10 protein-coding genes and 2 pseudogenes are annotated in these 14,019 nt (G+C 43.6%); 3 read left to right on the forward strand and 9 right to left on the reverse strand.

All coding sequences use genetic code 11. From position 1 onward, the window contains the following. The first annotated feature begins 99 nt into the window (after positions 1–99). Positions 100–1,107 (forward strand): class II fructose-bisphosphatase, encoded by a 1,008-nt coding sequence (gene glpX / locus DZ860_RS08065; RefSeq protein WP_120030420.1) that lies wholly within the window; start codon positions 100–102, stop codon positions 1,105–1,107. A gap of 190 nt (positions 1,108–1,297) precedes the next feature. Here glpX and DZ860_RS08070 read toward each other — a convergent pair whose 3' ends face one another. From DZ860_RS08070 to murB, 8 genes and pseudogenes are all read right to left on the reverse strand, one after another. Continuing rightward, on the reverse strand, positions 1,298–2,770 hold the full coding sequence (locus DZ860_RS08070; protein ID WP_133305439.1) for a sensor domain-containing diguanylate cyclase: 1,473 nt from the start codon (positions 2,768–2,770) through the stop codon (positions 1,298–1,300). 187 nt (positions 2,771–2,957) lie between these two features. After that, on the reverse strand, positions 2,958–4,604 hold the full coding sequence (gene groL, locus DZ860_RS08075; protein ID WP_120030422.1) for a chaperonin GroEL: 1,647 nt from the start codon (positions 4,602–4,604) through the stop codon (positions 2,958–2,960). A 68-nt stretch (positions 4,605–4,672) separates the two neighbouring features. Continuing rightward, positions 4,673–4,963, reverse strand: a complete 291-nt coding sequence (locus tag DZ860_RS08080; RefSeq protein WP_120030423.1) for a co-chaperone GroES — start codon at positions 4,961–4,963, stop codon at positions 4,673–4,675. A gap of 283 nt (positions 4,964–5,246) precedes the next feature. Further along, complete coding sequence (locus DZ860_RS08085) at positions 5,247–6,404, reverse strand: LPS O-antigen chain length determinant protein WzzB (RefSeq protein ID WP_120030424.1); 1,158 nt, start codon at positions 6,402–6,404, stop codon at positions 5,247–5,249. Between the two features lie 412 nt (positions 6,405–6,816). Next, a complete protein-coding gene (locus DZ860_RS08090; RefSeq protein WP_120030529.1) occupies positions 6,817–7,209 on the reverse strand; it encodes a DUF3135 domain-containing protein in 393 nt (130 codons plus the stop codon). Positions 7,210–7,659: 450 nt separating this feature from the next. Further along, positions 7,660–8,235 (reverse strand): annotated as a pseudogene (locus DZ860_RS08095) (helix-turn-helix transcriptional regulator); the annotation flags it as partial. A gap of 130 nt (positions 8,236–8,365) precedes the next feature. Then, positions 8,366–9,385 carry a bifunctional biotin--[acetyl-CoA-carboxylase] ligase/biotin operon repressor BirA gene (gene birA, locus DZ860_RS08100; RefSeq protein ID WP_120030426.1) on the reverse strand — a complete coding sequence of 340 codons (1,020 nt, stop codon included), beginning with the start codon at positions 9,383–9,385 and terminating at the stop codon, positions 8,366–8,368. Further along, positions 9,382–10,425 (reverse strand): UDP-N-acetylmuramate dehydrogenase, encoded by a 1,044-nt coding sequence (gene murB, locus DZ860_RS08105; protein ID WP_120030427.1) that lies wholly within the window; start codon positions 10,423–10,425, stop codon positions 9,382–9,384. Before murB ends, birA begins: the two co-directional genes overlap by 4 nt. 71 nt (positions 10,426–10,496) lie before the next feature. On the opposite strand from murB, the gene DZ860_RS08110 reads away from it, so the two are divergent. After that, positions 10,497–10,943 carry a GNAT family N-acetyltransferase gene (locus DZ860_RS08110; RefSeq protein ID WP_120030428.1) on the forward strand — a complete coding sequence of 149 codons (447 nt, stop codon included), beginning with the start codon at positions 10,497–10,499 and terminating at the stop codon, positions 10,941–10,943. A 173-nt stretch (positions 10,944–11,116) separates the two neighbouring features. Next, on the forward strand, positions 11,117–12,457 hold the full coding sequence (gene pssA / locus DZ860_RS08115) for a CDP-diacylglycerol--serine O-phosphatidyltransferase (RefSeq protein ID WP_120030429.1): 1,341 nt from the start codon (positions 11,117–11,119) through the stop codon (positions 12,455–12,457). Positions 12,458–12,644: 187 nt separating this feature from the next. On the opposite strand, the pseudogene DZ860_RS08120 reads toward pssA, so the two are convergent. Next, a pseudogene (locus DZ860_RS08120) lies at positions 12,645–13,985 on the reverse strand (MBL fold metallo-hydrolase RNA specificity domain-containing protein); the annotation flags it as partial. Positions 13,986–14,019 lie beyond the last annotated feature (34 nt).

Raw genomic sequence — 14,019 nt, forward strand, 5'->3', positions numbered from 1 at the left:
ATTCTGTCGAGCAAACAACGAAAGAGCAAACGTTTTCCTTTTTGATATGTTAGAATCCTCGGCGAAAATTCTCTTTCGTCCTTTTGATTTGGAGTCATCATGAAACGCGATTTAGCAATGGCCTTTTCTCGAGTAACTGAAGGCGCTGCACTGGCAGGCTACAAATGGCTTGGCCGTGGCGATAAAAATGCCGCTGACGGTGCTGCTGTAGAAGTCATGCGTACGCTTTTAAATAAAACCGAAATTAGCGGTGAAATTGTTATTGGTGAAGGTGAAATTGATGATGCACCAATGCTCTACATCGGCGAAGTCGTCGGTCTAGGTGGTGATGCAGTCGATATCGCTGTCGATCCTATCGAAGGGACACGTATGACCGCCATGGGTCAATCAAACGCACTGGCTGTTCTTGCCGCTGGTGAGAAAGGTAGCTTTTTGAAAGCACCTGATATGTACATGGAAAAATTGGTCGTTGGCCCTGGTGCGAAAGGCTGTATTGACCTAAACAAGCCTCTCACTGAAAACCTAGAAGCTATCGCGAAAGCGCTGGGTAAAACTCTCGATACGCTTGTAGTGACCACGCTTGCTAAACCTCGTCATGATAAAATGATCGCTGAAATGCAAGCGATGGGCGTACGTGTCTTTGCTGTGCCTGATGGTGATGTTGCTGCTTCAATCCTAACTTGTATGCCAGATAGTGAAGTTGATGTGATGTACTGTATTGGCGGCGCACCAGAGGGTGTGGTTTCTGCTGCCGTTATCCGTGCACTTGATGGTGATATGCATGGTCGACTTCTTCCTCGTCACGAAGTGAAAGGCGATAGCGAAGAAAACCGCATTTATGGTGCGGCTGAACTTAAACGCTGCCAAGAGATGGGCGTTCAAGCTAATGTGGTATTAACCATGGAAGATATGGCACGCAGCGACAATGTTATCTTCTCTGCGACAGGTATTACTAAAGGTGACCTACTTGAGGGTATCTCTCGCCAAGGCAATATCGCAACCACTGAAACACTACTGATTCGTGGTCGATGCCGTACGATTCGCCGCATCAAATCGACGCATTACTTAGATCGTAAAGACCCTGAAGTTCGCGATATTATTATGTAATTGGATGATTCACATCTAATTGTGAAAGAAGGATGGCTCTGCCATCCTTTTTTGATCAGTTGATTTAAACCGCGACTCCAGTAAACAGCGATTCTAGTAGACTAGCTATTGCTATAAACAGTAGCTCTAGTAAACAAGTGCTCTAAGAAACAATAGCTCTAGTAAATACCTGTTCTAATAAATAACAGGTCTAATAGACAATACTGACCCGATTCTTACCGGATTTTTTGGCATGATAAAGCAGCTTATCCGCTTGTCGAATACCCTTTTCTCGCCAAACTTCAATATGATTTCCATAGTCATCGGTCGCATAAATGCAGGCTCCACCAGAAAGCGTCACATGAATCTTTTCATCAGTAGATAAATGAATTGCTTGTAGACTGAGATCTCGCTGAACTCGTTCAAGAATCAAAGCAAGATGGCTTTCAGATTCCCCTGCCACCGCGACAACAAACTCTTCACCGCCAAAACGAGCCACGGTATCCGTTTGACGAATACTATTTGCGATCAAGTGAGCGACATGGCAAATCACTTCATCACCAATTTCATGACCAAAGCGGTCATTGATAAGCTTAAAGTCATCAATATCAAAGACGCCAATACCAATAAATGGGGATTTGTTGCTGTCTTTAAGTTTATCTTCAAACCCTCGACGATTTAGCAGCCCGGACAGCGGATCATGCATTGCCAAGCTCTTCAAACGGCGCTTTGTTGCTTCGCTGTAGCGATACCAAATCCCAAACAGAGAAAAGAGATAGAGCATTGAAGCCATGATCAGATAGTTTTTTTGATGTTTCAACGCATGAACGATGTGGACTCGCTTTGGCTCATCGACGGTAAGGAATAAACCAGTTTCTTGGTCATCCACCAATAGCGGTTCGGAGAATGTAAACCCGAAAACGTCGTTATGATTATTACCTTGCTGTTGGGTTAAATGGTAACCAGAAATTTTATCTCGGATCAGATCATTAAACGGAATATCGATCGCCAATACCCCTTTAAAATCATCACCAACAATAATCGAGCGAGAAAGGGTCACCACCTCTTCGTCGCTAAGGTAATCTTGATATCCACCCGTATAAATCACTCTGTTTATTTGATATTCAGGATGACTAGGAAGAGAGTTATTCCAATACGGGCGATTCTGAATCACATCTTTAAAAACATCCCCGTCCACTTTTAATGCATTTTCTTGTGGTGAGGTGATAACAAAGTGCTCTTTCGAGACAAAGTAAATCGCCGAGACTGAACGTACGCTGTTGACGATATAAGAGATGGATGGCGCGATAAAAAGACGTTTCTTGGCCTCATCATACAATGGGGAATCAAGGTTACACATTTCGCTAGGACCAGAAAATACGAAGTCAGCCCCCTCATAACCATTGTCTTGCCCAGTAAAGCGGCATGTTTGCCCAACGAGTTCGGTATGAATGGATAGCACAATCTCTTCGTTTTTATGCGAATAAAGTGCGCTAATATGATAGTCCAATGACTTAAGAACCTGACTTAAGCTCTTCAATGATTGTTCAACCCGTTGTTTCTCTTGCTGGTATTCCAGTAGGGAGTCATCAGCAGAATCGAGCACCAGTAGGGTTATAAATAGTAATAAGACGCTGGTCAGCACCATCATCTTTTTTATTTCATTACTTATAATTCTGGTCACACAAAGGTCATCGGTAAAATTGGGAAGCGCATTTTAGCAGAATGATAAAAATATACCCTAGAAACTTGAAGAGGTGGGCAACAAGCAGGTAATGAACTCGCTAATCGCTGGATGACGGATATAAAAAAACCAAGGCATATGCCTTGGCTTATTAGCTTTCATCTCAATCAGAGGTGAATGAGTCGGATCACATCATACCGCCCATGCCACCCATACCGCCCATGCCACCCATATCAGGCATGCCAGCACTTTCTTTCTGAGGCTTATCAGTCACCATTGCTTCTGTTGTGATCATTAGACCAGCAACTGATGCTGCGAACTGAAGTGCGCTACGTGTTACTTTAGTTGGATCTAGAATACCCATCTCGATCATGTCGCCGTACTCACCCGTTGCTGCGTTGTAACCGTAGTTACCTTCGCCAGCACGAACGTTGTTCGCAACGACTGATTCTTCATCACCCGCATTCTTAGTGATTTGACGGATAGGCGCTTCCATTGCACGTAGTGCTACGCGGATACCCACGTTCTGCTCTTCGTTGTCGCCAGTTAGGTTAGCCACTTTAGAAGCCGCACGGATTAGAGCCACGCCACCACCAGCAACCACACCCTCTTCAACCGCTGCGCGAGTTGCGTGTAGAGCATCTTCAACGCGGTCTTTCTTCTCTTTCATCTCAACTTCAGTTGCTGCGCCAACTTTGATAACCGCAACACCACCAGCCAATTTAGCTACGCGCTCTTGCAGTTTTTCTTTGTCGTAGTCAGAAGTTGCATCTTCGATTTGTTGACGAATTTGAGAAACGCGACCTTGGATCATCACTTCTTCACCAGCACCATCGATGATAGTGGTGTTTTCTTTAGTGATCGCAATGCGTTTCGCTTGACCAAGATCTTCAAGTGTCACTTTTTCTAGGTCTAGACCGATCTCTTCAGAAATCACAGTACCGCCAGTTAGGATAGCGATGTCTTGAAGCATAGCTTTACGACGATCTCCAAAACCAGGTGCTTTTACTGCTGCCACTTTAACGATGCCGCGCATGTTGTTCACAACAAGAGTTGCAAGCGCTTCACCTTCAACATCTTCTGCGATGATAAGTAGTGGACGAGATGCTTTTGCTACCGCTTCTAGAGTTGGTAGCAACTCACGAATGTTTGATACTTTCTTATCAACAAGCAATACGAATGGGCTTTCTAGATCAACTGAGCCCGCTTCTTGGTTATTGATGAAGTAAGGAGATAGGTAACCGCGATCGAACTGCATACCCTCAACAACGTCTAACTCATCTTGTAGAGCTTGACCTTCTTCAACCGTGATAACACCATCACGACCTACTTTTTCCATCGCTTCAGCAATGATGTTACCCACAGTTGAATCAGAGTTCGCAGAGATAGTACCTACTTGAGCGATCGCTTTAGTATCATTACATTCTACAGAAAGCTCTTTTAGTTGCTCTACTGCTGCAACAACGGCTTTATCGATACCGCGCTTAAGATCCATTGGGTTCATGCCAGCAGCAACCGCTTTTAGGCCTTCTGCAATAATCGCTTGAGCAAGTACTGTTGCTGTTGTTGTACCGTCACCCGCAGCATCATTCGCTTTAGATGCCACTTCTTTCACCATTTGTGCGCCCATGTTTTGGAATTTATCTTCCAATTCAATTTCACGCGCAACAGAAACACCATCTTTAGTGATTACTGGTGAACCAAATGATTTGTCTAGTACAACGTTACGGCCTTTAGGACCTAATGTTACTTTTACTGCGTCTGCTAGAATGTTGACACCTTCTAGCATTTTAATACGTGCGTCATTACCAAATTTTACGTCTTTAGCAGCCATCTTTAATTTCCTTTCTTAATTCGGTTTTATTTACTCGTTTTAGAATAAGAGCAAAAACTATTCAATAGTTACTCAACAATAGCCATGATGTCGTTTTCAGACATGATTAGCACTTCTTTACCGTCGATTTTTTCAGTTTTAGTGCCGTAACCTTCAGCAAAAATTACTGAGTCACCCACTTTAACGTCCAGCGGTAACACTGTACCGTTTTCTAGGATGCGGCCTTTGCCAACAGCTAGAATAACGCCACGAGTTGATTTTTCCGCAGCAGAACCAGTAAGAACGATACCACCTGCTGACTTAGATTCAACTTCTTGGCGCTCTACAATAACTCGGTCATGTAATGGACGAATGTTCATGGGACGTATCTCCTGATAATTTCCATATGTAATGGGATAATGGCTCTGACACAATTCAAAGCTATGTTATTTGTTTATATATAAGGGGTGTTACTCAAGAACCCAAGGGGAAGTGAACGGTTTTTTGTGAAGGGAGTAGCGAAAACTGGGGAAAGGCGGATAAAAAAGGCCAAAATCACTTTTGGCCTATCTTAAATCATTAAAGAATCACTAACTAAACGGCTTGTTTACTGGCTTTACCGGACACACTGCTCCGACTAACTGACCAGAATAGCTCGCTAGATTAGTCCTCTTTTCTAAATGCAAAACGCACTAGCACAATAGCGACACCCAACATACCACCAAGTAGCGTACCCAATACTGCAATCAATGCGCGTTTTGGTTTATCACGAGAAATTGGTGGCTCTACGTTTTCAATAAAACGGAAAGTTTGGAACTCAACATCACGATTGATTTTTAGCGTGTTCAGCATGTCTAACTTCGCATCAATTTGCTGTAAGCGAGGCTCAATCACACTTAAGTTTTTCACTGACTCTAATGCTTTCACTTTTGCTTCAAGGGCTTTACTACCCATATCAATCGCAAAAAGCTCATTATTAGCGTTAGTTTGGATTGGTTGATTAACTCCTGCTGCTTTAGCAATAGCTAAGGCATATTGGGTGCGCTCCGCTTCTACGGTTAAACGGTTACGAGCTTGTGATTCCAAAATCATTTTTTGTTGCACAAGTTCGTTTTGCTTTGAGTTAATCACCGCTTGTAAGTTGTTAAACGCATCATTTTTAGCGGTACGTTCAATACCATCCAAATAGTCACTTAACAACACAAAACTGCTTTGTTTGGTAGTTGACTGGAAATTCAAGTTGTAAGGTGAGTTAGCTGTTCTATTTTCTGCCGATGCGGTAATTTTCTGAAACCAAGCAGCATAAAGGGCTTTACTGCTGTCTTCCGCGTTTTCTGCATCTTGATCAAGCTGAGATTTAAAGACCTGAAATTCTTCACTACCATCAAGGAACTTACGCTTACTGTTGCTTGAGTTGTACTCACCGATAAAACGCTGGAACAATATCTCAGGGTCGATTAAGTCATCCAACTCTTCGCTCACCAGAACCGTACCATCTTCTTGATAGATATCGAAGACTGGTTGGAACTGTTTCACTTGCTGCTGGTAAGCAGCAATATCTTGAATTTGTGGCTGAGTCACTTTAGCACTAGAAGACCACCACTGCTGCGCAGTCAGTGCATAAGCAACCGCGGCTATCGCGAACACAACAGTCGTAGCAATAATAATTAACTTACCGTCCCACAATGCCTTGAACAGCTCTCTCAAATCGATTTCATCACTTGAGTTACTATTTTCAAAATAACGATTTCCAGCATGATAGTCATGAGGTACTTGTGGAGCATTTTGCTCTTGTTTTAATTGCGATGGCTGTTCGCTCACACGAAATCCTTTTGAAACTTAAATAGTGTTAATCGCATACTGGTCACTCTAACTTGCCTATCTATAAGTGTTTGTGTATAGCTGTTTAGGTATAGCAATTGGGGCATAGCTATATTAGAGACAACAATATGACAAAATCATAAGGTGAGAATTTTAACATAGGGTGAAATAACGAGAAAGTCACGAAACAGCAGGATTGAGAGCTAAAATGTATTGAGTGGTAAATATCTTCAGCAAATCAGTTGATTTAAATACGTTTACTGCTGAAACGACTGATCGCTAAAGCGATATACTACAGAAGCAGCGTGTTTCTGAAACTGTTCACGACTAAAACAGCTACTGCAACCGCAACCGCAACTGTGTACTACTGACAGGGTGTGCCATTAACCGTATAAAAAACATATAAAGGCAGCTAACGCCATTCATCAATATGAGTGACGCTAGATTCCGAGGTAGGCCCAGATGACGAAGAAGTCGCTGAACTAGAAGATGGAGATAAACGCGAAGTATGATAGTGGGGATGATCCCCTTGAAGCGCCTGTTGAAACTTAGAAAACTGCTTACACAACTCTTGCATCAGCACCATATTGACATGATTAGGGTTACGACAATGACCGACCAATCTATCGATATGACTTTGCTGCGCTCTCAACCTCGGTTGCATCTCTTCTGAGGCTGACGCGATCACTTGTTCGCACTTTTGCTGTTTGAATCGGTCAAAGGCTTGAGGATCGGACTCTGCTAACGCTTTTAATTCATCAAATGATGGCAAAGCAGAATCACAGGAGTTGGCTATATCAGCCATCGGACTAGTTGATTTAGCTGATGGTGGGGGAACTAAACGCATAATCACTCCTAACTCTTAACCAATTCAACCACTACACATGTAGTAAGTTGATGTTAAGATCATAGGAGAGAATTAAGCTTTGCTGTAAGGCAACAGGTTACTGTATCAAAAATAAGACACTCATCATATCTATCAACTTAATCATTTCAATCAACTCAATTACCTCAAGCATCTTTATCGGTAGATTCGATCAGCACGCTCTATCGACAGAAACACTGGCAAACAAACTGACTGGTAAACTGGCTAACAAGCCGAGTGCTATATGCGAGGTATCACCTGATAGGCACAGCGTCTTTGTCTTTTCTTTTGAGCTTGATCTGGGTTTTTATTTTGGTCTTGGTTTTGCGCTTGGTTTTGATGCAGATATGGACGTAGATCGTCATGTTCATATTCATGTTCATGTCGTTGAAGAATATGCTCTACTCTTTTGACATCCCCTAAGCCACTCAATAATTCACGAAATATCGATAATTCTGATTGGCAAAGACTCGGCGTTCGGCTTGCCGCTTTACATATCGGGCAATGGTTTTCAATAATCAAGAAACCGGTCTCGGTAACCAACAATTCCGCCATGTAGCCATCAGCTTCTCGCAATGCCACCAGCTTTGCCAATTTTTCTTGTAAAGAAGCAAAAGGTTCGAGCTGTACGCGATAGTTGTGAAAAGTTTTCTGTTCTCTATCACTTAGGATGCGCTCAACCCCTGATGGACCATAAACACTTTCAACTGAATCAAGCAATTGAACAATAAGATCACCATGGTGATCGGAAAACTGTGCGTGCCCTTTGGCCGTAAGTGACCAATAACGAGTTGGTCGCCCTATTTTGACTCGAACATCTTCAAAGCGCAGTAAATCTTCATTCTCTAAGCTTTGTAAATGTTGACGAGCGCCCATGGTCGTCATATCCAGTTGATCGGCCAACTGTTTAGCCGTGATCGCCCCACCACGTTTAATGGTTTGTAGTATCCTGTCACTGGTTTTCATGCACGCTTCTCCAATCCAGAATAGTGAGGTAACGGGTTAATTTGACTCAAACGCTTTATGCCAACGCAACCAAATGTACACCTACACCGAATGTTACTAAACTGGCTCCATTGACAAAATAACGCATTCATTACGCTGAACGCAGTGATATTTCACCACCAATAAAGGCTTCTATTTTTGATTCCGTTTGCTGTTCTTCAACTGAAGTCTCTATCAAAATAGCCCCTTGCTCATTGATGCCCCGAGCAATACCGACCACTTCACGAGGCCCCATAATCAGTTTAATTGGGCGACCTAAATAGTTGTCTAAGCGATTCCAGCGTTCAACAAAACCCGCCATACCATTGAGTTCATACTGCTCTAACGTGGTTTTGAGTGTATTAATTAACGTAATCGCCAGCTCATTGCGATCAAGCGCAAAGTCAGTCGCAGACTCGAGCGTCGAATCAGCAATCACATCACTTAAAGAAGCCCATGGTTGAGTGATTCCTTGCGTAGCCGGAGACATTTGTAAGTTCATCCCCGTACCAATCACTAAATTCGCAGCGCCACCCGCTTGGCCAGACATTTCAACCAAAATACCGGCCAGTTTGCGATCTTGAAAATAAAGATCATTGGGCCATTTAAGTTTAACGCCATTAACACCGAGTTGCTCCAGCGCTTCGACAATGGCAACGCCAACCACTAAACTCAAACCCATCGCCGCTGCCATGCCCGCATCTAAACGCCAAAACATCGAAAGGTATAGGTTTGAACCAAAAGGTGATACCCATTCACGTCCTCGACGACCTCGCCCTTTCGATTGATACTCAGCTAAACAGACTGCGCCAGATTCAAGTTGATGGACCTTATCCAGCAAATGCTGGTTGGTTGATTCAATAATTGGAATTAACTCAATAGGAGTACTTAACCCTGATGCTCGTTTTTGTTGATCGAGTATAGCCTCATCTAACAGCTGCAAAGGTTGTGCTAGTTGATAGCCTTTCCCCTGAACACGGAAAATATCAACACCCCACAATTGAATCCCTTGAATATGCTTACTGACCGCCGCTCGTGAAATACCGAACTGTTCACCTAATTCTTCACCAGAATGAAAGCCACCTAACGACAAGTTTTTTAGAATCGCTAATTTAACCGAATGATCTTTCATTCCTGCTCTCCTATCAGATTCTCTAAACAGGTTTCTTGAGTAGCGTCCATAAAACGCACTTCATGTTCAAGTTGAATACCATATCGCTCAAGCACGGTTTGGCTTACATGGGCAGCTAACTGCACCACATCATTGGCAGTGGCATGATCTTTATTAACAATCACCAAGGCTTGATTCGGATGCACTTGAGCGCCACCTATCATGTAACCTTTTAAGCCACATTGATCGATTAACCAGCCAGCCGCCACTTTGTATCCCTCTTCTACTGGGTAAACCACCGCGTTGGGGTATTGCTGGATTAATTGCTGATATGTCGCTGCATCAATAACCGGGTTTTTAAAGAAGCTACCAGCGTTGCCGCTGATAGCTGGATCAGGTAGCTTTTCCATACGGATTTGGCAGACACGTTGAAAAATTTGCTGCGCCGTAGCGCCGTTAGCAAACTCTTTCAACGGGCCATATTCCACTTTAGGCAGCCACGAGGTTGCTAATTTTAGCCCGACCGCGACGATCACTACTTTTTGATAGAGCTGGTGCTTAAAGATGGAGTCTCGGTAACCAAATTGACACGCTTGCGCTGACATTCTTTCAACTTGGAATGTATCTAAATGGAGTACATCCACATATTCACAGATATCTTTAAATTCGACACCATACGCGCCAATATTTTGAATCGGCGCAGAACCCGCACAGCCGGGAATCAACGCTAAGTTTTCGATACCCCAGTAACCTTTTTCAACACACCAAGCCACCAGCGATGGCCAATCTTCCCCAGCAGAAATATGCAGATGCCATGCATCCATCGATTGAGTCACTTGTTTACCCATCAAGCGATTGAGCACCACCACGCCTTGATAAGGCTGCGTAAAGAGCATATTACTGCCTTTACCGAGTACGAGTTTAGGCATAGCGGCCCATTGCGGCGCTTGGTACACCTCAATCAACTCTTCAATAGAATTGACTGCCACTAACTGTTGGCAAGTCTGTTCAATAGCAAAGGTATGATGGCAACGAAGATTAGCGTTCAAGATAGATTGCATGCTGATAATTGTACTTACTGTGTGGGATGATTAAACTGCCCCTATTCTACATAGATATAAGCAAAGTGAGAATGAACCAACTAACAATTGAGGTTTTAGACCCAATTAAGCTTCCTCTGGTTACAAGGCTCTATAAAGCCCACTACCCATCCGGTAAGGCGAAAAGTAATGAACTGACCATTGTTGGCTATATTGAACAATCGCTTTCCGCGGTGGTGCGATTTCGCCCCATTGAAGAGTTTCGATTACTGACGGGCATGTTAGTGATACCTCAATACCGTGAACAAGGGGTTGGTCACCAATTAATGAACTACTGCCAACAGCATACCCTCACAAGCAAAGATTACTGTTTTGCTTACTCACATTTGGAATTATTTTACCAACAACACGGTTTTACAACGATTCCTGCGAGTACACTTCCTAATAGCCTTAAATTACTTTATAACCGATACTCGCATAGTGGAAAGCGTCTTACACCCATGCACTATTCAGGTGCTCTAGATGATACCGAAAGCTAGCTCGAGACGACTTGAAGTCAAACGAATTGAAGTAAAACGAAAACAACTTTAAGCGGCTTGGGTGTATGCCAAGATGCGCAATAACTTAACCCATAACTAGTAAAGACTTGTCGAGTTTTGCTAAACTCCGCGATCTTATAAATAATTGGGACTACCGAGGTAAATCACCCAGCATGATGATCAATAAGAACTTGTTTGAACAACTGCCAACATTAGCGCAGGATCCCGCTCAATTTGAAACGCTATTTGCAGCGAGAGACTTCAGAACTCGTCTGATCCAAGCTATCCGTGAAGCAAGCAAACGCATCTACCTTGTTGCTCTCTATTTAGAAGATGATGAAGCTGGGCGTGAAATTCTGACCGAGCTTTATGAAGCCAAGCAACGCAACCCAGGTTTAGACATCAATGTCTGTGTCGACTGGCACCGTGCACAGCGTGGTTTGATTGGCGTAGCGCCAACTGAAACCAATGCGGCAATGTACAGCGCATTTGCAGAGAAATATGAACATAAATTCCCTGTGTATGGGGTTCCAGTTCGTGGCAGAGAAGTCTTTGGCGTACTGCATCTAAAAGGCTTCATTATTGATGACCAAGTGATTTACAGTGGTGCTAGCTTAAATAACATTTACCTCAACTATAAAGACCGTTACCGCTTTGACCGCTACCATGTCATCACCAATCCAGCTCTTGCTGACAGCATGGTGAACTTTGTTCAACAAGAGATGATTGAACACCCTGCGGTTAATAATCTGGCTTGCCTATCAAAGCCAGAAACCAAAGAGATCAAAGCTACCATTCGCCAACTGAGAAGCTCGCTAGCAAAAGCTGCGTATCAGTTTGAACCTCAAGAAGTGAACGCGAATCAAGTGGCAATCACTCCATTGGTCGGCGTGGGCAAAAAGCGCAACAAACTCAATCAGTGCATCAACCAGCTTTTAGCCATGGCTCAAGATGAAATTTTCATCTGCACCCCTTATTTCAACTTCCCGCGCAGCGTAGCAAAGGAAGTAAAAAAAGCGCTTAAACGCGGTGTAAAAGTGCACATTGTGGTTGGTGACAAAACCGCGAACGATTTTTACATTCCGCCAGAGCAAGCATTCAAAACCATTGGTGGCTTGCCTTACCTGTACGAACGTAATCTACGTCAATTTGCCAAAGCGAATGAAGCCAACATTGCCAGCCGTAAGCTTTCTATTCACTTGTGGAAACACGAAGAAAACAGCTTCCACCTTAAAGGTATTTGGGTTGATAAACGTTACATGTTGATCACGGGTAATAACCTCAACCCACGCGCTTGGAAACTAGATTTAGAAAATGCGTTGCTAATTCAAGATCACTACCACCACTTAACTGAGCAGTTCGATCAAGAAGTGGCGAACATTCTTCAGCACACTCAACTAGTCTGTACTTACCGACAAATTGAAAAGTTTGAGTGCTACCCAGATGCAGTACAAAAACTGATGAAGAAAGTAACACGAGTGAAAGCGGACCGCGTACTAAAACAGATTTTGTGATCTGCATAAGAAGCAGTCCCTGAAAAAGCAATTAACGAATAATCTCGACTAAATCCTGTAAGCCCTGAGACGCATCGTCTTGGGGCTTTCTTTTAGTACCCAGATCTTGTTTTTCTTGTTGCCGAGCCTGGTTGAAATCTTGGTTGCGATCTTGATTACGTGCTTGATTGCGTTCTTGGTGGTGATAGAGCTGAGTTAAGGTTTGATAGAGCTCTTGTTTCGCCTCTTCTTCCCCATGAATAAGATGAATTTGCTTAGGTTTACGCTCGATGCCCTCGATAAAGCGAAGTAAATCAGCTTTATCGGCATGAGCACTGTAGCCTGATAGCGTATGTATTTGGCTATTGACCGTTACCCATTCATCATCAATTTCAACCGTTTCTGCACCGGATTGGATCTGACGGCCTAATGTACCTTGGGCTTGATAGCCAGCAAAAATCACATCACTACGTTTATCAGGTAATAATGCTTTGAGATAATCCATCACTCGGCCACCCTCACACATCCCCGAGGCTGCGACAACAATCGCCGCTTCACCTGTCGACGCCAGTCGATTCACGATGGCGCGGTGATCGCGATAGCTATCAACGACGATGCACTGTTTAAATGCCAAAGGATGGCGATGAGCCTGTAACCGTTGCTTGGCCTCTTTGCCCCACAGTTTTTTATAACGACGATACGACTTGGTCACTTTCTTCGCCATGGGCGAATCAAGAATAATGGGAATATGCTGAGTAATTTGCGCTTTGTGGATGAGTTGTTCGATATCAAACAACAGTTCTTGAGTTCGACCGACACTAAACGCAGGAATGATGATTACCCCACCATCACGTAAAGAACGCTGAATGACAGCCATTAGCCGCTCACCACGCTCAGCCACACTTTGATGAGTTTTATCGCCATAGGTAGATTCGATAAACAAGTAATCGGCTCTTGGTGGGGAAACTGGATCAGGAATCAGCGGCGTATTCATTGGCCCGAGATCACCAGAAAACACCACGATTTCGTTGTTCGGTAGTTTTACCTCAACATAAGCTGAGCCCAATATGTGCCCCGCTGGGTTAAAACGCACTAACAAGGCTTCCTTAGATGCTTCCCGCTTTTTGTCATTTCTTTTACTACTCTTACTCGACTTGCTGGAAATTCGAAACCACTGGTTATAATCAACCGGTTTCATGCGCCGACGAAGTAATTCCAACACTCGATTACGCTGCCCTTGGTTTAAACCTAACTGTAGTTTTAAACCATCTTCAAGCATGATAGGAATTAACTCAGCGGTGGCTGGAGTGCAATAAATTGGCCCTTGAAAACCTGCCGCAAGTAACCAAGGAATGCGCCCGATATGATCAATGTGAGCATGGGTAACCACTAAGGCAGAGATATGTTTGATGGGAAAATCAATATCAAGCGGCCGAGCATCTTTGCCTTGAAACAAACCACAATCAATCAAGATACTGACACTACCTGAGCGCAGTTCATGACAAGAGCCAGTGACGGTATTTTTTCCACCATGATGAATGACTTGCATTGACTATCCTTAGCTAAACCCGACACAGAGTGAT

Source organism: Vibrio sinensis, assembly GCF_003605645.1.
GTDB classification, from domain to species: Bacteria; Pseudomonadota; Gammaproteobacteria; order Enterobacterales; family Vibrionaceae; genus Vibrio; species Vibrio sinensis.